Origin of the sequence: Mycobacterium sp. NPDC050441 (assembly GCF_040655355.1) — a bacterium.
GTDB lineage: Bacteria > Actinomycetota > Actinomycetes > Mycobacteriales > Mycobacteriaceae > Mycobacterium.
The window spans coordinates 247,143-269,230 of sequence record NZ_JBFAJS010000002.1 but is presented as its reverse complement, the minus strand read 5'-3'; the positions used below and the strand labels follow the sequence as shown (position 1 = coordinate 269,230).

22 protein-coding genes are annotated in these 22,088 nt (G+C 67.2%); 11 read left to right on the top strand and 11 right to left on the bottom strand.

The window, feature by feature from the left end; translation table 11 throughout:
- Positions 1–7: 7 nt before the first annotated feature.
- Together AB0I14_RS06380 and AB0I14_RS06375 are read right to left on the bottom strand one after the other, a co-directional pair.
- The gene (locus AB0I14_RS06380) at positions 8–652 is read right to left on the bottom strand and encodes a DUF3159 domain-containing protein (RefSeq protein ID WP_358018993.1); all 645 of its coding nucleotides are present in this window, start codon (positions 650–652) and stop codon (positions 8–10) included.
- Between the two features lie 56 nt (positions 653–708).
- On the bottom strand, positions 709–1,080 hold the full coding sequence (locus AB0I14_RS06375) for an OB-fold nucleic acid binding domain-containing protein (protein ID WP_036444904.1): 372 nt from the start codon (positions 1,078–1,080) through the stop codon (positions 709–711).
- Between the two features lie 134 nt (positions 1,081–1,214).
- Between AB0I14_RS06375 and AB0I14_RS06370 the strand changes: the two genes are divergently transcribed.
- Positions 1,215–1,934, top strand: a complete 720-nt coding sequence (locus AB0I14_RS06370) for an alpha/beta hydrolase (RefSeq protein ID WP_358017576.1) — start codon at positions 1,215–1,217, stop codon at positions 1,932–1,934.
- Between the two features lie 14 nt (positions 1,935–1,948).
- On the opposite strand, the gene AB0I14_RS06365 is transcribed toward AB0I14_RS06370, so the two are convergent.
- Together AB0I14_RS06365 and dut are read right to left on the bottom strand one after the other, a co-directional pair.
- On the bottom strand, positions 1,949–2,779 hold the full coding sequence (locus AB0I14_RS06365) for a DUF3710 domain-containing protein (protein ID WP_358017573.1): 831 nt from the start codon (positions 2,777–2,779) through the stop codon (positions 1,949–1,951).
- A complete protein-coding gene (gene dut / locus AB0I14_RS06360; protein WP_358017570.1) occupies positions 2,779–3,243 on the bottom strand; it encodes a dUTP diphosphatase in 465 nt (154 codons plus the stop codon). The genes AB0I14_RS06365 and dut overlap by 1 nt, the downstream gene beginning before the upstream one ends.
- Positions 3,244–3,268: 25 nt before the next feature.
- On the opposite strand from dut, the gene AB0I14_RS06355 reads away from it, so the two are divergent.
- A complete protein-coding gene (locus tag AB0I14_RS06355; RefSeq protein WP_358017567.1) occupies positions 3,269–3,748 on the top strand; it encodes a DUF3093 domain-containing protein in 480 nt (159 codons plus the stop codon).
- 60 nt (positions 3,749–3,808) lie between these two features.
- On the opposite strand, the gene AB0I14_RS06350 is transcribed toward AB0I14_RS06355, so the two are convergent.
- The gene (locus AB0I14_RS06350) at positions 3,809–4,111 is read right to left on the bottom strand and encodes a DUF4193 domain-containing protein (RefSeq protein WP_019344626.1); all 303 of its coding nucleotides are present in this window, start codon (positions 4,109–4,111) and stop codon (positions 3,809–3,811) included.
- Positions 4,112–4,276: 165 nt separating this feature from the next.
- Between AB0I14_RS06350 and cei the strand changes: the two genes are divergently transcribed.
- Complete coding sequence (gene cei / locus AB0I14_RS06345; RefSeq protein ID WP_358017564.1) at positions 4,277–4,927, top strand: envelope integrity protein Cei; 651 nt, start codon at positions 4,277–4,279, stop codon at positions 4,925–4,927.
- Here cei and AB0I14_RS06340 read toward each other — a convergent pair.
- On the bottom strand, positions 4,901–5,758 hold the full coding sequence (locus AB0I14_RS06340) for an inositol monophosphatase family protein (protein ID WP_358017561.1): 858 nt from the start codon (positions 5,756–5,758) through the stop codon (positions 4,901–4,903). The genes cei and AB0I14_RS06340 overlap by 27 nt on opposite strands.
- A gap of 157 nt (positions 5,759–5,915) precedes the next feature.
- On the opposite strand from AB0I14_RS06340, the gene ppgK reads away from it, so the two are divergent.
- Both ppgK and AB0I14_RS06330 read left to right on the top strand, forming a co-directional pair.
- A complete protein-coding gene (ppgK, locus tag AB0I14_RS06335; RefSeq protein WP_358017558.1) occupies positions 5,916–6,737 on the top strand; it encodes a polyphosphate--glucose phosphotransferase in 822 nt (273 codons plus the stop codon).
- A gap of 205 nt (positions 6,738–6,942) precedes the next feature.
- Positions 6,943–8,379 carry an RNA polymerase sigma factor gene (locus AB0I14_RS06330; RefSeq protein WP_358017555.1) on the top strand — a complete coding sequence of 479 codons (1,437 nt, stop codon included), beginning with the start codon at positions 6,943–6,945 and terminating at the stop codon, positions 8,377–8,379.
- A 94-nt stretch (positions 8,380–8,473) separates the two neighbouring features.
- Here AB0I14_RS06330 and AB0I14_RS06325 read toward each other — a convergent pair whose 3' ends face one another.
- Positions 8,474–9,916, bottom strand: a complete 1,443-nt coding sequence (locus tag AB0I14_RS06325; protein ID WP_358017552.1) for a histidine phosphatase family protein — start codon at positions 9,914–9,916, stop codon at positions 8,474–8,476.
- Between the two features lie 343 nt (positions 9,917–10,259).
- Between AB0I14_RS06325 and AB0I14_RS06320 the strand changes: the two genes are divergently transcribed.
- A complete protein-coding gene (locus AB0I14_RS06320; RefSeq protein ID WP_358017549.1) occupies positions 10,260–11,195 on the top strand; it encodes an alpha/beta hydrolase in 936 nt (311 codons plus the stop codon).
- 55 nt (positions 11,196–11,250) lie between these two features.
- Here AB0I14_RS06320 and AB0I14_RS06315 read toward each other — a convergent pair whose 3' ends face one another.
- Entirely contained in the window at positions 11,251–12,897 is a 1,647-nt protein-coding gene (locus AB0I14_RS06315; RefSeq protein WP_358017546.1) for an NAD(P)/FAD-dependent oxidoreductase, read from the bottom strand.
- A 249-nt stretch (positions 12,898–13,146) separates the two neighbouring features.
- Here AB0I14_RS06315 and AB0I14_RS06310 point away from each other — a divergent pair, with 249 nt between their 5' ends.
- From AB0I14_RS06310 to AB0I14_RS06300, 3 genes are all read left to right on the top strand, one after another.
- Positions 13,147–14,532, top strand: coding sequence for a wax ester/triacylglycerol synthase family O-acyltransferase (locus AB0I14_RS06310; RefSeq protein WP_358017543.1), 1,386 nt, complete (start codon positions 13,147–13,149; stop codon positions 14,530–14,532).
- Between the two features lie 148 nt (positions 14,533–14,680).
- On the top strand, positions 14,681–15,457 hold the full coding sequence (locus tag AB0I14_RS06305; RefSeq protein WP_358018990.1) for an SDR family oxidoreductase: 777 nt from the start codon (positions 14,681–14,683) through the stop codon (positions 15,455–15,457).
- Positions 15,458–15,462: 5 nt separating this feature from the next.
- Positions 15,463–16,254 carry an SDR family NAD(P)-dependent oxidoreductase gene (locus tag AB0I14_RS06300; protein ID WP_358017540.1) on the top strand — a complete coding sequence of 264 codons (792 nt, stop codon included), beginning with the start codon at positions 15,463–15,465 and terminating at the stop codon, positions 16,252–16,254.
- A gap of 84 nt (positions 16,255–16,338) precedes the next feature.
- Here the strand turns inward: AB0I14_RS06300 and AB0I14_RS06295 are convergent, their stop codons facing one another.
- On the bottom strand, positions 16,339–17,406 hold the full coding sequence (locus AB0I14_RS06295; protein WP_358017538.1) for a hydroxylase: 1,068 nt from the start codon (positions 17,404–17,406) through the stop codon (positions 16,339–16,341).
- Between the two features lie 207 nt (positions 17,407–17,613).
- Here AB0I14_RS06295 and AB0I14_RS06290 point away from each other — a divergent pair, with 207 nt between their 5' ends.
- Positions 17,614–18,426: an IclR family transcriptional regulator gene (locus tag AB0I14_RS06290; protein WP_358018987.1), complete on the top strand. Its 813-nt coding sequence runs from the start codon at positions 17,614–17,616 to the stop codon at positions 18,424–18,426.
- An 11-nt stretch (positions 18,427–18,437) separates the two neighbouring features.
- Here the strand turns inward: AB0I14_RS06290 and AB0I14_RS06285 are convergent, their stop codons facing one another.
- Positions 18,438–19,535: an acyl-CoA dehydrogenase family protein gene (locus AB0I14_RS06285; RefSeq protein WP_358017535.1), complete on the bottom strand. Its 1,098-nt coding sequence runs from the start codon at positions 19,533–19,535 to the stop codon at positions 18,438–18,440.
- A gap of 74 nt (positions 19,536–19,609) precedes the next feature.
- Here AB0I14_RS06285 and AB0I14_RS06280 point away from each other — a divergent pair, with 74 nt between their 5' ends.
- Positions 19,610–20,611: a hypothetical protein gene (locus AB0I14_RS06280; RefSeq protein WP_358017532.1), complete on the top strand. Its 1,002-nt coding sequence runs from the start codon at positions 19,610–19,612 to the stop codon at positions 20,609–20,611.
- Here the strand turns inward: AB0I14_RS06280 and AB0I14_RS06275 are convergent.
- Positions 20,567–22,033, bottom strand: coding sequence for a wax ester/triacylglycerol synthase family O-acyltransferase (locus AB0I14_RS06275; RefSeq protein ID WP_358017529.1), 1,467 nt, complete (start codon positions 22,031–22,033; stop codon positions 20,567–20,569). The two genes, AB0I14_RS06280 and AB0I14_RS06275, sit on opposite strands and share 45 nt — an antisense overlap.
- Positions 22,034–22,088: the final 55 nt, after the last annotated feature.

Below are 22,088 nucleotides of genomic sequence, written 5' to 3'. Positions count from 1 at the left end.
CTCCGGCTCAGTCGGAGGCGTCGGCGCTCTGAACCGCGTCCTGGGCGTGTACGGCGCGCTGCGCGGCCCGGATGGCCAGATAGGTCACCAACGCGGCTACGGCGGTCAGCGGCCAGCCCATCGCGATGCGCGCGAAGCCCAGCCAACCGGTCTGGTCGGAGTCGTACAGGTACTGCTGCACCAGGAACCGCGACGCGAACACCGCAACCCAGGTGAGCGTGGCGATGTCGAACGCCCGCACCGCCTTGCGGACATCGCGCCAGGCCCGGTCGTGTGAATTCACCCAGCCCCAGATGTAGCCGACCACCGGGCGACGGATGACCACCGACACCCCGAACAGCACGGCGTACACCAGCGAGCTCCAGATGCCAAGCAGGAAAAAGCCTTTCGACTCCCCCACCACGTAGGCGATGAGCGCGCTGACGCCGACGGCGAAGAATCCCGACACTGCGGGCTGCACGGATTCGCGGCGGATCAACCGCCAGAGCAGGATCAGCGTCGCCACACCGAGCGCCGCGGCAATCGCCGGCATCAGCCCGAACGTCGTTGACACCGGGACGAACACCACCACCGGCAACGACGAATAGATCAGGCCGCTGATGCCGCCCATCTGGTCCAGCACTGCACGTCCGCCGCCATGGGCAGGGGGCACCGCCGGATCACTCTCGGGAGGTTGAGGTGCGTCGCCTGTGTTGTCTTCGGCCTGGCTCACTTCTGAATTTCGTAGCGGGGGTTGTAAATCGCCTTGGCGCCGTTCTCCAATTTGCCCACCCGGCCGTGCACCCTCAGGGTGCAACCGGATTCGATGCCCGGAATGCGGCGCTGACCCAGCCACACCAGCAACACCGTGTCGGTACCGTCGAACAACTCGGCTTTGATTCCGCCGGAACACCCCTTGCCGTTGCATTCCACGCTGCGCAGGGTGCCGACCATCGTCACTTCCTGGCCGCGCTGGGCGTCGATAGCCTTCAGCGCGCCGGTATTGGCGGCCTCATCGCTGAGCTCTTCGACATCAAGCTGTTCGGGGTCTTCCGTCAGGCGTCGCGTAAGCCGGCGCAGATACCCTTCGGCCGTAGCCATGGCCTCTCCTGACCTTCTGCAGATCCACTGTGAATCTGCCCAACCAAGGCCACGGTAGACCTCTTGTACGGGGAATGCCACGTGGGGTGTGGGTCGGCACGCCGACGATTTGACGGGGCAGGCACGATCGTGTGATGAGCGTCATTCTGCACGGTGTCCCAACCGTTCTCCTGCCCGGCACCGGGTCCGACGACAACTACGTCTACCGGGCGTTTTCGGATGCTTTGCATGATGCCGGCGCACTGGTGGTGGCCCCGCCACCGACTCCAGACCGGCTTGTCGAGGGCTATCTGCAGGCACTGGACGACGCCGCCCGGTCGGGCCCCATCGCGGTCGGCGGAGTGTCCATCGGCGCCGTCGTGGCAGTGCGGTGGGCGTTGGACCATCCCGGCCGGGCCGTGGCAGTGTTGGCCGCCCTGCCGCCCTGGACGGGCAGCTCCCAACATGCCCCCGCCGCGCTGTTGGCCCGGCAGTCCGCGGATCTGCTGCGCCGGGACGGACTGGCGGCCACAGTGGCGCAGATGCGGGCCTCCAGCCCGCCGTGGCTGGCCGACGAACTGGCCCGCTCCTGGGTCGGCCAGTGGCCCACCCTGCCGGACGCGATGGAGGAGGCGGCCGGTTACCGCGCACCCGGCAGCGCCGAACTCGAACAACTTCGGATACCGATGGGCGTCGCGGTGGCAACCGACGATCCCGTGCATCCGGCCGAGGTCGGCTACGAATGGGTGACTGCCGCCCCGCAGGCAGCGCTGCGCTCGGTCACGCTCGAACAGATGGGGCTCGACACCGGCGTCTTGGGGGCCGCGTGTGTGGCGGCGCTGCAGGAGGCCGCCAGCGACACCGTCGCGAGCTGACGTACGGGGCCCTACTAGCCCCCGGTGATGGTGCGCAGCTGCTGCATCGCCGAGCCCTGCACACTGCGCCGTGCCACCGGCTCGGCCGGCGGCTCGCCCTGCGGCTGGTCCTGCGGCTGGTCCTGCGGCAGGGCCTGTGTCGCAGCGGAGAGCTGCTGGGCAGCTTGCTGCACCGCGGCCTGTTGCGCTGCGGCGCGAAGTTGGGCCGCCATCGGCTCGGGCAGCTCCACCTGCAGCGGCGTGCGCACCGGCAGCGGCGTTTCCCCGCGACGAATCACCGTGTCGGCCAGTGACGCCCGCGCCTCGTCGGCCAGCGCGTCGATGGTTTCCGGGGCGCCGTTGACCACACAGCGCACCATCCAGCGGTAGCCGTCGACGCCGATGAAGCGCACCACGCCGCCATTACCCGCACCGACCACCTCGCGGCCCCACGGGCCGTCCTGGATGGCCACCGAGCTGGCGTCCTTGCGCAGCGACTCGGCGAGCTCACCGGCCACCTCACGCCACAGGCCTGCGCTCTTGGGCGCGGCGTAGGCGGCGATGGTGAAACGCCCGTTGGGGGTCACCACCCATACCGCACTCGGCGCCCCGGCCTCGTTGAGCTCAACCTGCACCTGGCCGCCGTCGGGCATGGGTATCAGCACCGAGCCGAGGTCGAGCCGACCCTGCACCGCGACGGCGGGGTCGTCGAAGTCCTCGACGTCGAACGGGCCCTGGTCGTCAGCCCAGTCCTCGCCCCGGTCCTCGTCAGCCGTGTCTGCCGCAGCCGGCTGCTCGACACGCTCGTCATCGTTCTGGTCAGCCTTGTCATCAGCTGCATCGTTCTTGCGTTTTCCGAATGCCATCACAAACTCGCATGTCCGCCGGAGGAACCGTGGCCGCCGTCGCCACGGGAGGTGTCAGCCAGGCCCGCCTCGTCAAACGAGGTCACCTCGACCAACTCGGGCAGTTCTACCCGCTGAACCAACAGCTGGGCAATCCGGTCACCGCGGTTGATCACGATCGGCGTGTCGGGATCGAGGTTGATCAGCGAAACCTTGATCTCGCCGCGATAGCCGGCGTCGACGGTGCCCGGGCTGTTGACGATCGAAAGACCCACGCGTGCAGCCAGACCCGAGCGCGGGTGGATCAGACCCACCATTCCGTGCGGGATGGCCACCGCGACGCCGGTGGGCACGAGCTCCCGCTGCCCGGGGGCCAGCTCGACATCGCGCGCGCTGTAGAGGTCTACGCCCGCGTCACCATCGTGGGCCCGGCTGGGCACCGGTAGTTCGCGGTCCAATCGGACGACCGCCAGAGAGGTGGACACGACGTCACAGATTACTCTGAGCCGCGTGTCAGACACGCGCGCAACCGCCCAAAGCGTTCACTACCGCGAACGTTTGTGGGTGCCGTGGTGGTGGTCAATGCCCGCTGCGGTGCTGGCAGGGGTGATCGCATTCGAGATCGGCCTGGCCGCCCCGGCCATTCCGGCATGGTTGCCGTACGTGCTGCTCTTCGGCGTGGCGGCGGCCGTGCTGATGTGGTTCAGCAAGACCGAATTGAAGGTGGTGCGCGACGGCGGGGGCGACACCGAATTGTGGATCGGTGACGCACACCTGCCGACGAGCGTCATCTCCCGCACCGCGGAGGTGCCGCGGTCAGCGAAGTCGGCCGCGCTGGGCCGCCAGCTCGATCCCGCTGCCTACGTCGTGCACCGGGCCTGGGTGGGCCCGATGGTCCTGGTGGTGCTCGACGATCCGGATGACCCCACCCCGTACTGGTTGATCAGTTCCAGGCACCCGGATCGCGTCCTCGCTGCGCTCCGCGGCTGAGCCGCGAATCAAACTCCAGCGGCTGAGCCGCGAATCAAACTCCGGCGGCTGAGCCGCCGATCAGGCGGCGCAGTCCGTGCAGATCATCACGCCGTTCTTCTCGCTTGCCAGCCGGCTCCGGTGATGCACCAGAAAACAGCTGGAACACGTGAACTCGTCGGCCTGCTTCGGGACCACCCGTACCGACAATTCTTCGCCGGACAGGTCTGCGCCCGGCAGCTCGAACGATTCGGCAGATTCTGATTCGTCAACATCCACCACGGCGGATTGCGCCTCGTTGCGCCGTGCCTTGAGCTCCTCGAGCGAATCCTCAGAAACCTCGTCTGCTTCGGAACGCCGTGGAGCGTCGTAGTCGGTAGCCATCGCCTGTGTCCCCTCCCTTACCTTGCAGCAGAGCTTTGTACCAGCGTCGAACGCATTCCCCAAATGATTCGTGCCCGTATTGCCACACGTTTCAGTGTGATTTACATCACAGTACCGTCTGAGCTCTGGTGCGTCAGCGAACACGGTTGCCCTTAGAGTGCAGGTGTGGTCGCGCAAATCACCGATGGCACCGCCTTCGACCGTCACGGTCGACCGTTCCGTCGGCGCAGTTTCGTTCCCGGCATTGTGTTGTTCGTCGCACTCGCAGTGGTGACGATGATCGTGTGGATCATCGCGCTCAACCAACCCGCGGATGTGCACGAGGCCACGGTGTGCAACAACCCGCCGCCCGCCACCGATCCGGCAGCCCCCAAGCTCGGCGAACAGGTGGCCTTCTCGGCCATGACGGACGTCACGCCGGCACCACTGGCCGAGACCCGAATCCGGGTGCTCAACGCCAGCGGCCAGGGCGGCCAGGCCGGCGAGGTGGCCGGCGCGTTGCGCGATCTGGGCTTTGCCCAACCCGAGGCGGCAAATGACCCGATCTACGCCAACACGCGGCTGGAATGCCAGGGCCAGATCCGGTTCGGCCCGTCCGGCCGCGCCGCCGCCGCAGCGGTATGGCTGGTGGCTCCGTGCACCGAACTGTTCCAGGACGAAAGACCCGACGCCACAGTCGATCTGTCGCTGGGCACGGAATTCAGCGAACTCGCCAGCAACGACGACATCAAGGCCGTGCTGGCCAGCCTGCGACCCGACGCCACCGCGCCATCAGATTCCGCGCTTCTGTCAAAGATCCATACCGGCGCCTGCTAGCGCGTCACGCAGATCGTCGGCGATGCCCGGCGCCGACGCCGCCGCGTACTCGGCGTCGGGAGTGGTCGGCAACCACACCGTCGCCCCGGCCTCGGCCGCGATCAGCGCCGCCGCGGCCCAGTCCCAGACCTGGACACCCTCTTCGTAGTAGGCGTCCAACCTGCCTGCGGCGACCATGCACAGGTCCAGCGCACAGGAGCCGATGCGGCGTACGTCGCGCACGGAGGGCAGGACCCGGGCCAGCACACCGGCCTGCTCCGCCCGCCGGGCGGGATCGTAGGCGAACCCGGTACCCAACAGCGCCATCGACAATTCCCCGACGGCACTGCATCGCAGCGGGGTGCGCACCCCGGCCCGCACCACCTCGGCGCCGTGTCCGAGGGCGGCCGAGTACACCTCGCCGGCGGGCACATTCGCCACGGCTCCCGCCACCGACCGGCCGTCGTACTGCGCGGCCACCGACACCGCATAGGCCGGGATCCCATAGACGAAATTCACCGTGCCGTCGATCGGGTCGATCACCCAACTCAGTCCGTCACGGCCCTCCTGCTGACCGCCCTCCTCCTCCCCCAGGATCGCTTCTGACGGCCGCAACACCGCCAGCCGCTCGCGCAGCCACCGTTCGGTCTCGGTGTCGACGATCGTGACCGGGTCGGTCGGGGTGCTCTTAGATCTGACAGTCGGCACATCGTCACGTACCCGGGCACCGTCGGAGTTCGCGACGGTGCCGAACACCTCGGCGCGCCGGCGCGCGACGAACTCTGCGGCTTCGGTGGCGAGTTGCTCGGCCACCACCCTCAGGGCGGGAGCATCGAAACTGTTGTCGGTCACGGCTCTATCGCAACACCTTCTGACCGAAAAGTCGCTTCCAGGGGGATGGCGGACCGCCCGCGCGGGCGTTGGCGAACTACTAGGGTGGGGGCGCGCCTTGGCTTGTCCCTCACCCTGTCCGGCAGCCTCCTCACGCCTGTCCCACAAAGGAGCACCCATGACCGCACCCGACGCGCCCGCGGCAGATCCGGTTCCCACCGCAGCGTCCCAACGCCGCGGATTCGGTGTCGATGTCGGCGGCAGCGGGATCAAGGGCGGCATCGTCGACCTCGACTCCGGACAACTCGTCGGCGAGCGGTTCAAGCTCGACACGCCGCAGCCCTCCACCCCGGAATCCGTGGCGAAGACGGTGGCTGCGGTGGTGGCCGAGTTCGGCTGGACCGGCAGGGTGGGCGTCACCTACCCGGGCGTGGTCACCGAAGGCATCGTGCGCACCGCGGCCAATGTCGACAAGGGTTGGATCGGCGTGAACGCCTCCGAGGTGATCAGCACCGCGCTCGGAGGGCTGCCGGTGCGCGTACTCAACGACGCCGACGCCGCCGGCCTGGCCGAGGAACGCTACGGGGCGGGCAAGGACAACTCCGGTGTCGTGGTGCTCCTGACCTTCGGTACCGGCATCGGCTCGGCAGTCATCCACAACGGTGTGTTGTTACCCAACACCGAGTTTGGTCACCTGGAGGTCGACGGCAAGGAAGCCGAGCACCGCGCCGCGTCGTCCGTCAAGGAGCGCAAGGAGTGGAGTTACGCGCGCTGGAGCGAAGAGGTGAACAAGGTTCTCGTGACGATCGAGAACGCGATCTGGCCGGACCTGTTCATCGCCGGCGGCGGCATCAGCCGCAAAGCGGACAAGTGGCTACCGCTGCTGAAGATCCGCACCCCGATCGTGCCCGCGACGTTGCTCAACACCGCCGGCATCGTGGGGGCGGCCATGGCCAGTCAGGATCCAGGGCCGGCCGGCACGCCGGCTACCGCCGGGTAACTTTGCCGCGTCGGGATGGTCAGGTGCCAAAATTTGCCGCTCGGCACGGTGAACTCCCACACTGTCGTTACAATGGTCCTCGGCGGCCGCCTACCGAATAGCGGTGAATATCCCAGCCGATAAGAACGCCAACATTCGATAGCAGACGCTTTCGGTGGAGTATGCCCATATCCACCGAGAATTCCGTGAGACCGAAAGGGTGTACGTGGCAGCGACAAAAGCAAGCCCGGCGACCGAAGAGCCGGTGAAGCGCACCGCCACCAAGACTCCCGCCAAGAAGGCCCCGGCCAAGCGGGCAGCCAAGACCACCGCGGCCAAGGCCGAGGGCGGCACCGCCACCAAGCGCGCCCCCGCCAAGAAGGCGCCCGCCAAGAAGGCCACGAAGGCCGCGGCGGGCAAGCCCGAGGACGTCAACGACGATGGCGAGACCACCGACGACCTGGAGACGGGTCCGGGCGAGGAGCTCGACGTCGAGGACACCGACCTCGAGCTCGACGAGGATCTCGGCACCGACGATGACGTCGAGGAGTCCAGCGACGACGAGGACGAGGACGAGGAAGGCAAGGACGCCAAGACGCCCGCACCGGCTGCGGGCAAGGCGGCCAAGGCCGACGAGGCCCATCCCGAGCCGTCCGAGAAGGACAAGGCCTCCGGCGACTTCGTCTGGGACGAGGAAGAGTCCGAGGCACTGCGGCAGGCACGTAAAGACGCCGAGCTGACAGCCTCGGCCGACTCGGTCCGCGCCTACCTCAAGCAGATCGGCAAGGTCGCGCTCCTCAACGCCGAGGAAGAGGTCGAGCTCGCCAAGCGCATCGAGGCCGGGCTGTTCGCCACCCAGAAGATGGCCGAGTTCGCCGAGAAGGGCGAGAAGCTCACCACTCAGGTGCGACGCGACTTCCAGTGGATCTGCCGTGACGGCGACCGCGCGAAAAACCATCTGCTGGAAGCCAACCTGCGTCTGGTGGTGTCGCTGGCCAAGCGCTACACGGGCCGCGGCATGGCGTTCCTGGATCTCATCCAGGAAGGCAACCTGGGTCTGATCCGCGCGGTCGAGAAGTTCGACTACACCAAGGGCTACAAGTTCTCGACGTACGCCACCTGGTGGATCCGTCAGGCCATCACGCGCGCCATGGCCGACCAGGCCCGCACCATCCGTATTCCGGTGCACATGGTCGAGGTGATCAACAAGCTGGGCCGTATCCAGCGTGAGCTGCTGCAGGACCTGGGCCGCGAACCCACGCCCGAAGAGCTGGCCAAGGAAATGGACATCACGCCGGAGAAGGTGCTGGAGATCCAGCAGTACGCGCGTGAGCCCATCTCGCTGGATCAGACCATCGGCGACGAGGGCGACAGCCAGCTCGGTGACTTCATCGAGGACTCCGAGGCCGTGGTGGCCGTCGACGCGGTGTCCTTCACGCTGCTGCAGGATCAGCTGCAGTCCGTGCTGGAGACGCTGTCCGAGCGCGAGGCCGGCGTGGTCCGGCTGCGGTTCGGCCTCACCGACGGCCAGCCCCGTACGCTCGACGAGATCGGACAGGTCTACGGCGTCACGCGTGAGCGCATCCGCCAGATCGAGTCCAAGACCATGAGCAAGCTGCGCCACCCCAGCCGCTCCCAGGTGCTGCGCGACTACCTGGACTAGGTCCCGTCGCGTCACCGACAAGACAACGAGATCGGCCCCCTCCGTCAGACGGAGGGGGCCGATTTCTTACTGCCGGTGTCTTACTTGCGGTTCATCAGCTGTCCGAATCGGCGGAGGACTTGTCAGAACCGGCGGCCTGGCGCGAAGCGCTTGGCGCGCCGACACTCTCGGACACCTTCTCGGCGGCGTCCGTGATGCTGCCGACCGAGGACTTCACGGTGGACCTGAGCTGATCGGTGGCACCCGAAACCGCGGTACGAACCTGCTCACCGGCGCGCTTGGCATCGGTGAAGGCCTTGCCGGGCTTGACCAGGTTGCCGCCGGTCAAATCGGTTGCACCGTTGGCCCGTCCCGCGGGGGTCACCTTCTTGCTCTCGAGCCCGGCCGAACGCGGCGTCTCCTTGGGATCGGCGACCGGAGCATCGAGTGGCTTCAGCATGTCCGTGACCGAATTCGATTTCGGGACAATGCTCTTGACCGTCTCGGACACCTGGTCCGTGAGCTCCGACACCGGATCGGTTTCCGGCTTGCCCGCCGAACCGATGGCCTTCTCGACCCGCTTGATGACCTCGGCATTGATCGCCCGGTTGAACTTGGTCACCGAGAAGGCGGCATCGGCCACACTGTGGTTGATCGCGGTGGCAACCTTGATCACGTCACCGGTGGCGAAAGAGTCCGTGACCTGCTTCATGGCGGCGTCCAGCTGGCGGGTCAGTGTCCGCATCTGCAGCCCGACCTCATGCTCGAAGGTCGGCTCGGGACTGAACCGCTGGCCGTTCCAGTCCACCAGTGTCCAGCCGTCCTCGGGGTTTCCCTCGATGACAACGTAATCGGTGTTGCCCAGCGCGTGCTGGCTCAGCAGCATGCCCTTCTCCGCCAGGGTGAGGTTCTGGGCGTTCATCATGGTCCAGAACATGATCGTGCCGCCGTGCGAGAACACGACGACGTTGCGGTCGCCCTTGTCGTACATCGTCTTCAGTGCGCCGTCGACGCGTGCATCGAACTCATTGCCGTCGATCGAACCCGGGATCCGCGCGCCGAGCTGCCCCGCGAACGCCCAGGCGATCGGGGCTTGCAGGTAGCCGCCGAGGGCACCGCTCTCTGGTGTGCCCTCGTAGTCGCCCGCCTCGATCTCCTGCAGACCGGGCAGCACCTGGATCGGTAGCCCCAGGTAGGCCGACATCGGTTCCGCGGTCTGCTGGGTACGGATCATCTGCGACGCGTAGATGGCGTCGTAGTTGTTGTCCCCCAGCTTGTCGGCCACCGCCTGGGCCTGCTCACGCCCGAGCGGGGTGAGCGACGGCCCCGGTGTCGAGGTGTCGATGTTCCCGGACGTGTTGCCCGCGGACTGGCCGTGCCGCACAAAGGTCACCCTCATGGTCTCGGCCGCCCATGCGGGCAGCGCTGACATGAAGAAAAACGCCATGGCCGTCAGCGCGACACCGAGGCCTTTCCATCGGCGCCCGGCCCTTCTCATCTTCGGACCGCGTCGCACGGGGTGCGCTATGTCGTTGTCGGGCTTGATGCTTTCGTCCATTCCCCCTCTCCTCTGGACCTACATTCACGGATGCGATGCGCGCGGATCGCCTTCCCAGCGATCTTCATCGGCGATCTCGGGCAGCATGTGTCTGCAGACACATCGCCCTGCGCACTGTGATGGTGCGCACCGCATGACCGGACCGGGGATGGAGTCCCGTTCAGCGGTACCGGTTTGCGCAGTGCGGTATCGCGGAGGTGGACCATCGGTTCAAACCGCCGTCGCAGTGAACGAACGACCTGATTTCCGACGAGTCTCGCTGCGTGGAACACGCCGTCTCCCGGCCTGGGCCGGATGTGGTTTGGTTGGGCCGGCCGTATCCGGACGACCCGAATAGGCGGAGATGAACGTCGATCCCGAGATCGAGGCGCTGCTGCCCGTACTGAACGCCGATTTCCCCGCGGTGGAAACGATGACCGGAACGCAGGCCAGGGCCGCGGTACGTGCCCGGTTCCGCCCGATGGAACCACCCCAGCCCGTCGGGGCGGTCGAGGAGCGGAAGGTAGCCGGCCCTGCGGGCGACATTCCCGTCCGGATCTATTGGCCGGCAGCGCCTTCCAGTGCACCGGCACCGATGGTGGTATTCGCGCACGGCGGCGGGTTCGTGTTCTGCGATCTCGACACCCACGACGATCTATGCCGATCGCTGTCCAACGGCATCGGGGCGGTCGTGGTGTCCGTCGACTATCGACTGGCACCTGAGTCGCGGTGGCCGGCAGCCGCCGAGGACGTGTATGCCGCACTGTGCTGGGTCGCGCGCCGGGCCGACGAACTCGGCGGTGATGCGGCGAAGATCGTCGTCGCGGGAGACAGTGCCGGCGGCAATCTCGCCGCGGTGACCGCCCTCCTCGCCCGCGACCGCGGCGGACCGGACATCGCGTGTCAGGCACTGCTGTATCCGGTGCTCGCAGCGGACTTCGACACCGAGTCGTACCGGGGATTCGAAACGGGGTTCTACAACACCCGGGCCGCGATGGCGTGGTACTGGGATCAGTACGTTCCCGATGCCGGTGACCGCGCACATCCCCATGCCGCGCCGCTTCACGCGGACCTGCGCGGACTGCCGCCGGCGGTGGTCATCACCGCGGGCTTCGACCCGCTGCGCTCCGAAGGCGAAGACTACGCTGAAGCGCTTGCCGCCCAGGAGGTTCCGGTGGCCCACCGTGGTTATGCCGGTGCCATCCACGGGTTCATGACCATGCCTGCGCTGAGGCTGGCCGGCGAGGCCAAGCAGCAGGTGTGCACCGATATCCGCGTGGTGCTGGACCGCGAAACCTGACCGTATCCCTGTTTCGGAGGCCGGCGCGTGAAGCAGCCGGCCCCCGCAGGGACCGCTAGGCGGTCAGATCCTGGTGGATATCGAAGCCTTTGTAGCCTGCCGCAGCGACCTCGGCGATGATCTCGCCGTACACGCCGAAACCGCCGACGAAGGGCATGAACACCCGCGCCTTACCCGGGATGTTCGCTCCGAGGTACCACGAATTCGCCTGCGGCATAAGCGTTCCTGCGGCACGTCGGGTGCACTCTTCCACCCACTCGGCCGCGGCGTCCTCGCGTGCCTCGATCGCCGAAGCGCCCTGGGCGTCGAGGTAGGCGATCGCATCGGCGACCCAGTTCAGGTGAAGCTCCGAATGCAGCACCATGTTGGCCAGCACCGAAGGTGCGCCGGGACCGGCGATGTTGAAGACGTTCGGGAAGCCCGGGACACCCAGGCCCAGATAGGTCGCCGGCCCCTCGGCCCACGCCTCGTTGAGAGTTCGGCCGCCCCGGCCCAGGACGTTGAGCTTCTGAACCGAACCGGTCATCGCGTCGAATCCGGTGGCCAGCACCAACGCATCCACGTCGTAATGCGCATCGGTGGTGTCGATACCCGACGCGTCGATCCGCTCGATCGGCGTCGCCCGCAGATTCACCAACGAGACGTTGTCCCGGTTGAAGGTCTGGAAGTACTTGTCGTCGGTACAGATTCGCTTCGCGCCGATCGGATGATCCTTCGGGATCAGCACGTCGGCCACCGCCGGATCGTCGATCACGGCCCGCACCTTCTGCTCCCAGAACAGCCGGGCGGTGTCGTTGGCCTCGATGGTGACCAACTGGTCCGGGAAGGCCTTGGAGAACAACACCCCGCCCAGCTCCCAGCGGCGCTGGTAGGTCTGCTCCAGTTCGTCGGCGGAGACCTCCAGTGCGGACTTGGGGTGGGGCTGATGCGGTGAGCCGCCGCCGCTGAGCATCGAGAGCCTGCGCCGCTCGGCGTACCCGGCCTTCTGCGCCGCCCGCGTCTCATCGTCGAGCGGAATGTTGCCGGCCGGCACGCTGTAGTTCGGGGTGCGCTGAAAGACGAAGAGCTGTTCGGCCTGCTTGGCGAGATACGGGATCGCCTGGATACCCGAGGATCCGGTGCCGATCACACCGACCCGCTTGCCGGTGAAATCAACGCCTTCGTGCGGCCAGTGCGCGGTGTGATGGACCTCGCCCGCGAACGAATCGAGACCTTCGATCGCCGGGATGTTCGCGTTCGACAGCGGCCCGACCGCGAGGATGCAGAAGCGTGCGGAGACCACGTCGCCCCGGTCGGTGCGAACCTCCCAGCGCATGGTCTTCTCGTCGAGCACCATGTCGGTCACCCGGGTCTCGAACGAGATGTCGCGCCGCAGGTCGAACCGGTCGGCCACGTGGTTGAGGTAAGCCAGGATCTCGGGCTGGGTGGCGTACTTCTCGGTCCAGTTCCACTCCTGTTCGAGGTCCTTGTCGAACGAATAGGAGTAGTCGACGCTTTCGACGTCGCACCGCGCGCCCGGGTAGCGGTTCCAGTACCAGACTCCGCCCACGCCGTCGGCGGCCTCGAACACCTGGACCGAAAGGCCTTGCCCGCGAAGCCGATGCAGTGCGTACAGCCCGGCGAACCCGGCTCCCACCACGACGACATCCACCGCGGTGGAGTTTTGTTCGGCGGTACCCGACGGACCTGGCTGCGCTGTCACTATCGATGCCTTTCGCTTCAATGTTCGGTGCGTCACGTTACGAACGACTGTGTGCGGCGAACAGCAGTTGTCTCACTCACCGGTACGAAGGACCTCGGAAGGCGGCAGCAAAACGATGCCGGGGCCACCAGCTGTTGCCTCAGGCAACAGCGGAAGTCTCGCTGACCGGCATTTTCCCCCGATTTCGGATCCGATTCCGGATACGGTCGGGCCTCCATATCTGGGTGGGTGGCGAACGGGGGGTTATCAGTGAAGCGGTTGTCGGGCATGGATGCCATGTTCCTGTCGATGGAAGGCACCGAGTGGCCTCAACACACGTTGGGGCTGATGATCCTCGATCCTTCGGGTGCACCGGGATTCGACTATGAACACCTGCGTGATCACCTGAACCGCCGGCTGCCCTATCTCCCCCAGTTCCGTCGCCGGATCCAGCAGGTTCCGCTGCAACTCGACCGGCCGGTCTGGGTCGATGATCCCGCCTTCAAGCTGGATTACCACATTCACCGCGCCGCGCTCCCGGCCCCCGGCGGCGCACGCGAACTCGCCGACCTCGTCGGCGAGGTCCTGGCCCGCCAGCTCGACCGCAACCAGCCGTTGTGGGAGAGCTGGTTCGTCGAAGGGCTGCAGGACGGGCGGGTGGCCTACATCGCCAAGACCCACCACTCCGTGGTCGACGGCGTATCCGGTGCAGGCCTGTCGTCGGTGTTGTGTGACGTCACGCCCGACGCCGACAAGCCGGTGGTGGACCTGCCCGACGAAGTCGAACATCCCCGGCACTCAAGTCTCGAACTCTTCGGCAGAGGCACCCTCGCGGTGGCAAGTACCCCACCGAAAATCGTTCAGTTTCTTGGCAAGACCGTCCGCGATGCGGTGACCACCGTCAACCATCTCCGTCGCGACAACCCGCCGCCGCGGCCCATGAGCGCACCCAAGACCAGCTTCAACGGCGCACTGAGCTCGCACCGCAGCTTTGCCTACACCTCGTTGCCGCTGGCCGACGTGAAGCACGTCAAGAACAGCCTGCGCGTCAAGGTCAACGACGTGATCCTGTGCATCGTGGCCGGCGCGCTTCGCAACTACCTGATCAAGCGCGACGCGCTGCCGGACACCCCGGTCCTGGCCACGGTGCCGATGTCCACCCGCGACGCGGGCGACGAAACCCCCGGCAACCATGTGCACACGATGGTCGCCTCGCTGTGCACCGAGGTGGAGGATCCGGTCGAGCGGTTGTCGGCGATCCATGACGGGATGAACAGCGCCAAGGCGCTGGCCGAGGATCTGCAGGCCACTCACTCCATCGGTTTGACCGACTTCACCCCGCCGCTGCTGCTGAACCTGCTGTTCAAAGGATTCCGGGCAGCCAAGCTCGAGGACAGACTGCCACTGGCCAGCAACCTCATCGTCTCGAACGTGCCCGGCCCGCCCATCCCGCTGTACATGGCCGGCGCCCGCATCGAACACATCGTCCCCGTCGGTCCGTTGACCGTCGGGATGGGCATCAACGTCACGGTGTTCAGCTACGGCGACTATGTGGACGTCGGTGTGCAGGCGGATCCCGATCTGGTCGAGGATCCCTGGGAGTTGCTGGACGGCGCCAAGGCCGAGCTCGAGCGGTTGATGTCCGCCGCAGATTGAGCGACACCGAACTGCCCACTCCCGCTGGGTGAGACTCGCGTCCGAACGAACGCCGCCGCGATTATCGTTGCGTTCACAGCACCAGGCGCGTTGCGGCTGGATCGACTCTGGGTGCAGCCGGGTTTCACTCTGAAAGGAAGTTGTTGTGATGCAAGCAGATTCGGATGGCTTGTCGGATGTCGTGGCGATCGTCACCGGTGGCGCACGCGGCCTCGGGGCGTCGTTCGCCCGGCACATCGTCGCGCGCGGCGGCAAGGTGGTGATTTCGGACGTGCTCGACGACGACGGTTCCGCGCTGGCCGCCGAGCTGGGCGATGCCGCCCGCTACGTCCACCTCGACGTGACCGATGCAGCGCAGTGGAAATCCGCGGTCGAACTCACCCAGACGGAGTTCGGCAAGCTGAACGGGCTGGTGAACAACGCCGGTATCTCGACCGGCCAGTTCATCGAGCACGAGCCGCTCGACCACTTCCGCACGGTGCTCGAAATCAATCTGGTCGGCGTCTTCAACGGGCTCCAGGCGGTCATCGCTCCGATGCGCGCCGCGGGCGGGGGCTCCATCGTCAACATCTCCTCGGCCGCCGGCCTGATGGGCCTGGCACTGACGGCCGGCTACGGCGCGTCCAAGTGGGGCGTGCGCGGGCTGAGCAAGATCGCCGCCGTGGAGCTTGGCACCGACCGCATCCGGGTGAACTCGGTGCATCCCGGCATGACATATACGCCGATGACCGCTCAGGTCGGCATCACACAGGGTGAGGGCAACTACCCCAACACTCCGATGGGCCGCGTCGGTGAGGCCGACGAGATCTCCGGCGCGGTCTGTTACCTGCTGTCCGGTGCCTCCTCCTACGTCACCGGCGCCGAGATCGCCGTCGACGGCGGATGGACCGCCGGTCCGACCGTGAAATACGTGATGGGACAGTGACAATCATGAAACGACTTGAGGGCCGCCGGATCCTGGTGACCGGCGCCGGATCCGGAATCGGACAGGCCACCGCGCTGCGACTGCTCGACGAGGGCGCCGCAGTGGTGAGTGCCGACATCTCAGCCGATGGGCTGGACGCCACCCGGCAGAGCGCGCAACAGGCCGGCACCGCCGACAAACTCACGGTGCTGACGATGGACATCGGCGACGAGGCATCGGTGGTCGACGGTGTGCGCACCGCGGTCGAGACGCTAGGCGGCCTCGACTCGGTGGTCAACGCCGCGGGCATGCTGCGCGCGGTGCACACCCACGAGATGAGCCTGGCGGCCTGGAACCAGATCATCGGCGTCAATCTCACCGGGACGTTCCTGGTGATCCGCGAGGCGCTGCCGGCGCTGCTGAAGAATCCGCAGAGTGCCATCGTGAACTTCAGTTCGACCTCCGCGGCGTTCGCCCATCCCTACATGGCTGCCTACGCGGCCAGCAAGGGTGGCATCCAGTCGATGACCCATGCGCTCGCACTGGAGTACGGCAAGCAGGGGCTGCGGGCGGTCAGTGTGGCACCGGGCAGCATCAAGTCCGGAATCACCGATGCCACACCGGGACTCGTTCCGGACGACAGCGATTGGTCGTTGTTCGCGAAACTCTCGCCGATCATGCCGACCACCTTGGCCTCCGGTGGTGCCGGAATGGGTGACCCGTCCGCGGTCGCCGGGGTGATCGCCATGCTGGTGTCCGACGACGGAGCGTTCATCAGCGGCACCGAGATCCGCATCGACGGCGGTACCCACGCCTGATCACGAGCAACTGATCACCAGCAACGAAAATGGTGGGCGGCGCTGATCTTTCGCGCCGCCCACCATTTTTCGTCGTGCGTCCGGCTACGGCGACACCACCTTCGACTCGGTGACCACCGTTGCCAGACCGACGTGGGCATCCCGCCACAGCCGCTGCACCGGGTTGCCGCGGCGCAAAGCGTCGACGTTCGAGTGACAGACGATCTCATCGATCGCCCGCACCGCCCGCCGGGCCGCGGCGATCTGGTCGCGGCGTGCACGTGCCCGCATCGCCGTGTCGATCGGCCCGTCCAGCACCCGGTTGAAGGACTCCGTGAGCGTGTCGAGCAGCACCAGTCGCGACGCCCGGATCTCGGCGGCCGCGTGTTCTTCGACCGGGCCGTCCGCACCGGCCGCCTCGACATGGTGGGCCAGTACGCCCTCGGCCATACCGATCACCGCAGCCGTGATTCCCAGCGGTGCAATGGTGCTCAGCGGAATGTGGTAGATGGGATTGCGCAGACCCGCATGTCCGGCCGCGGTGCCGTCGACGATGCTGTGGTGGTTCAGCAGCCGATGCCCGGGGATGAACACGTCATCGATCGTGATGTTCTTACTTCCGGTGCCGATCAATCCGATGGCATTCCAGGATTCGTCGTCGATGCGCAGATCTCCCCGCGGCACAAGCGAATACCCGAGTCCGTCGGTGTCGCCCGTACCGACCACGCGGGCGCCGACGACAACCCACTCGCAATGGTCGATGGCCGCGACCGATCGCCACTCACCGGAGAGCCGGTAGCCGCCGTCGACGGGCAGGAGCACTCCGGCCGGCGCGTGCGCCGAGGCGATCCAGACGTCGGAGTCGGCCTCCCACACCTCGTCGCGCAGGCGCCGGTCGGCTGAGGCCAATGCCCACGGCGGCACACCGACCGAACCGGCAACCCAGCCCGCCGCCCCGTCCAGCCGGGCGATCTCAAGCACGGCCTCGGCGAAGTCACCCGGATGGGTCTCGATTCCGCCGAACTCCTCGGGCTGCAGCATGTGCATCACCCCGGACTCGCGCAGCGCCTCGACCGCCCGGTTGTCGAGCCGGCCGAGCTTCTCGTTGACGGGTCCGAGTGCCTGTATCCGATCGGCATTTTCGTTGATGCCGTCCAGAACGTCCCTGGTCATTTCAACACCACGCATCCGAAACTCCTTGTCGCGTGTATCGCATGTGACCACCATGGTGAGGTACCGCACCTTTGCCCTTGCGTCAGGATCTCGCTGAGTGAGATTGTGGGGGACTCAGTGTTCGACGTCCTAGGGGGCGCAGTGCCGGCATCCACCAGCAACGCAACATCACGACCACGCGCCGAACAGGGTGACGCGGCCGTGTCGATGGTGGATCGTGTCGCGCTGATCCTCAACACCTTCGATGAGCCCGGCAAGCACCTGCGGCTGGATCAGATCGCCGGCCGCACAGGGTTGCCGCGCTCGTCCGTACACCGGATTCTCAAACAGCTGCACAGTGCCGGCCTGCTGCAACACCGCCCCGACGGGTACTCCCTGGCCGCTTCCCCGCTGCCGGTGACCAGGATGATCGATCACTCGCAGTTGCGCAGCGTGGCCTCCGCGACCCTGTCCCGACTGCACGCCGACACCGGGCTGGTGGTTCACCTCGGGGTGCTCTTCGGCGGTGATGTCGTCTACCTCGACAAGGTGGCCGGACGTAACAGCGCTGTGGTGCCCACCCGCGTCGCGGGTCACACGCCCGCGCATGCCAGCGCACTGGGAAAGACCATGCTGGCCGAGCTTCCCGCCGAGGAGGTCGACGCCGTCCTGGGGCCGCGTCTGACCCGGTCCACCCGGTCCACCATCAGCGATCTGGAGACTCTGCACCGCGAACTCGCCCGGATCCGCTCCCGCCACGGGCTCGCCTACGACAACGAGGAACTGGCGATCGGCCTGACCAGCGTGGCGGCGCCGCTGCGCTCTGCCGACGGTGAAGTGGCGGGGTTGTCGCTGACCGGCGCGGTTCCGTTGCACCGGCTGCAGCGCACCGCCCCGTTCGTGATCCGGGCGGCCCGGCACATATCTCAGCAACTCGGCGCCGGACGCGAGAGTGCGCTGGCGGCCACCTCCCAGGCGCAGGCGACCGACAACATGCTGTCCCGCGTGCTGCGGACGCTGACCTCCGACGCGTGGGTCTGACTCCCCGCCGGCTACCAGATGATCTCGTCAACCTCCATGCCGAAGGAGTGGCGGCCGACGAGCGCCAGCACCTGCTCCACGTTGCTGGCGACGTGGGTCTGCGCGGTCTGAACGTCGCGCCACACCCGTTCCACCAGCGAGTCCCCGGTATCGCCGCCCTCCGAGTGCGCCATGAACGTCCGGATCGCCGCGACGGCACGCTCGGAGGCCAGTACCTGATCCCGGCGCGATCGCAGCACCAGGTCGTTGCCAAGGGCGAGGTCGGCACGCACACAGTCCATGAGGTCGCCGAGGTTGCGTTCGATCTGCCGGATCGACAACTCGAGATCGCTGCACGCCATGGCCACCGGATCGACCGACGAACCGGCCCGGGGCCGCAATGCGGCGAGGACGTTCTCGGCCGCGCCGAGCAGGGGAACCGTGCCCGTATGGGTGTACATGGTCGGTTGCGGCAACCGGTACAGCGGAGCCAACAACCTGAGCTGGTCACCACTGACCCAGCCGAACGTGCGGTACCGCGGCACGACCGCACCCGAGACGACGACGTCGTGCGCACCGATACCGCGCAATCCCACGCTGTTCCACGTCGATTCCACGACGTAGTCCTCACGCGGTACCAGTGCCACCAGGAAATCCTGGGCCGCACCGTCCTCACCGACCAGGACCGCGGCGGCCATCAGCCACGTCGAATGCAGGATTCCGGTGCACCTGCTCCACCGGCCCGACAGCCGGAATGCGTCACCCACGCGTTCGAGCCGACCGGTCGGGGCATACGACTCGCAGAGCAGGGTCTGCGGATCCCGGCCCCACACGTCGCGCTGGGCACGGTGATCGAACAGCGAGAGATGCCAGGTGTTGACACCCAGCCATCCGGCCAGCCAACCCGTGGAGGTACACGCCGTGGACAGGTCACGGGTGACCGCCAGGTACTCGGCCGGGTCGGCCTCTATCCCGCCGAACGCCTTGGGCCGCAGCATCGCAAAGAAACCCGCATCGTGCAGGCCGGTGATCACCGCAGGGTCGACGGCCCCGGTGCGGTCGACATCGGCTGCCGCCGCGGCGATCGCCGGCAGTGCCTGGCGCACCGCGCCGCGCACATTCTGCGTCATCGTTGCCGCCCTATCCTGCCCGTCCGGTGTGTCACCATCGTGAATACCATTCGTCACCCCTCCCAGGAGGTCATATGGCCGAGCCGCCCGGTGCACCCGGCGTCGAGCCCACCATCTCGGCCGTTGAATCGATTGCCGTCGTGCGTGATTCGGAATCGGGTCGGTTGCTGCAGCCGGTCCGATACGGCGGACGCGCGGTGTCGCCGGCCGAATTCGTCGCAGCGGTGGCCGACCTCGCCGCGCGCGACGGCTCGGCGGCGTGGTTCGCCGCGGCCGTCAACGCCGCGGCCTACGCGGTGACCAGGCTGGGCGACGGTGCCGCCGAACGGGTGTGGAGCGTCGACGCCGGCGCGTTGGTGACCGCCTGCGCAGAACCGACGGGACGGTTGACCGCCGACCGCGCACAGTTTCGGCTGACCGGCCGCTGGGAATCGGTGACCGGTGCCGACGTCGCGGACTGGCTGCTGCTCAGCGCCCTCGACGGGGATTCGGTCCGGTATGTCCTTCTCCCCCGCGGCGTCGTGCAGGTGGACGGCGACGTCGGCCGGCGTGGCCTGAACGCGGCGGGAATCGGCGACGTCACGGTGTCCGACGCGATTGTCGACGACGGCTCCGTGTTCTCGCCACCCGATGACAATGCTTGGGACACCGGTGAATTCGATGATGTACCACCGCCCTACCGGGTCCTTGCCGGCGCCGGGCAGGCCGCCGCGGTCATCGGCGCCGCGTCCGGTGTGTGGCAGGCGCACGTCGGTCAGGTCCGCCGGCGGCTGGCCACCTCGTACGGCAGCGAGGACACCACCGAACTGACCGCATCGGCGGTACTGGTGGCCACGGCGGAATCCGACATCGACGCCGCCCGGCTGCAACTCACCACAGCGCTGAGCACCGACGCCGACGCGGACTGCGCCACCACAGCGCTGCGTCAGGCCGTCACCCGCGCGCGCAACGCCGCCGACCAACTGCTCAGCAGCGGCGGCAGGCACGCGCTCGACGCGACGGACCCAGTGGCCCGCCTCTGGCTCGACGTCCTAGCCGGATACCGCCTGACGATCCGAAGCGTCGCCGCCGGCTGAGCCGGCGTTCACGACAGGAGGCCCACCGTCGGTTGAACCCGCCCGCGCCGACAACTCGGCCAGAACCTGCGGCACCCGATCGGCGATCCCGTACGGGTCCGACACCTGATCACCACAGGTGAGCACGCAGATCGCCATCTCATCGCGGTAGCTCCACCCGGTGAAGTTCAACCCCATCGGGAACACGATCGGTCCGGACGAGATCAGCTGCTCGATCGGCGCACCGCCCCAGTACAGCGTGTCCTGCGGGCCGCGCATGTTGGACGCGATCAGGCTGAACATCGGACGGCGCTTCATCTTGGCCCCGAGGATCGGCAGCACCCGCGAGTACAACCAGAACAGCGGCCAGTACTCCATCCAGTCATGCTGCAGCCAGGCGTCCCGCTCTGCCTGCACCTCACGTGCGGCCCGGGTCGCCGACGCGACCGCCTTCAGTCGCTCCACCGGATCGGCGATGTGTGTGGCGAGCTCGACGTTCCATCGCGCCACCTTGTTGCCCCACTCGGCCTCGGTTTCGGCCGGTCGCATCGAGACGGGCACGACGGCGGTCAAGCTCTCGTCACAGGCCTGCCCGCTCTCAGCCAGGTATTCACGAAGGGCACCGCCGCAGATGGTCAGGAAGACATCGTTGATGGTGACGCCGAATGCCTTCGACACCCGCTTGATCTCCGTGACGTCGCAGCGCCGGTACGCGAATCGACGGCTGGCCGAGAACGGTTCGTTGAACGGCATCGCCGGCGGAGCGAAAGCTTCTGCGTAACCGGGCTTTCCGGCCTTCTGCCGGCGCCGGATCACCCCGGTGACGGCCGCGGTGCGGGCGATGATGCCGGGGAAACGGGCCAGCGCCGCGACCTGGTGACGCAGCACCAGCGGCCACCAGACCCACGGTGCCGGTCGCTGCTCGTTCCGCAGTGGTGTCCGCCCCGGCTGCGGGAGCGGGGTGCCCGGATCGGTGCTGTACAGGGTTTCGAGTAGGCGCAGCGATGCGGTGCCGTCGGCGACGGCGTGGTGAATCTTGAGCACCAGGGCGACCCGGCCGTCTTTGAGGCCCTCGACGTACCACAGCTGCCAGGCCGGCCGGTCGCGGTCCAGTGGCACCTCGAAGATCTCGCCGATGGTCGCCGCGAGTTCCTCGTCTCCGCCGGGTGCGGGCGCGGTGGTCCGCTGGACGTGGTGCTCGATGTCGATCTGCGGCCGCGACACCCACCATGGCCGGCCGACCCCGACCCGCGGGGACAGCAACTGCCACTGCAACGGTTCGACCTGATCGACCCAGCCCTGCACGGCGGTCTTGATCCGGTCGAAGGTGAGCGGTTCCGATACCTGGCGGGGGTCCAGAACGACGGCCTTCATCGTGTGCTGCGGTTGCACCGAGCTCTCCCACGCCAGGAAGCTGTTGTCCTCGCCCTTCAAACGCCGCATTCTCAACCTCGCTTGTCCTCACCGCCGATACGGCTCTTTCTGTGGCTGCCATCAC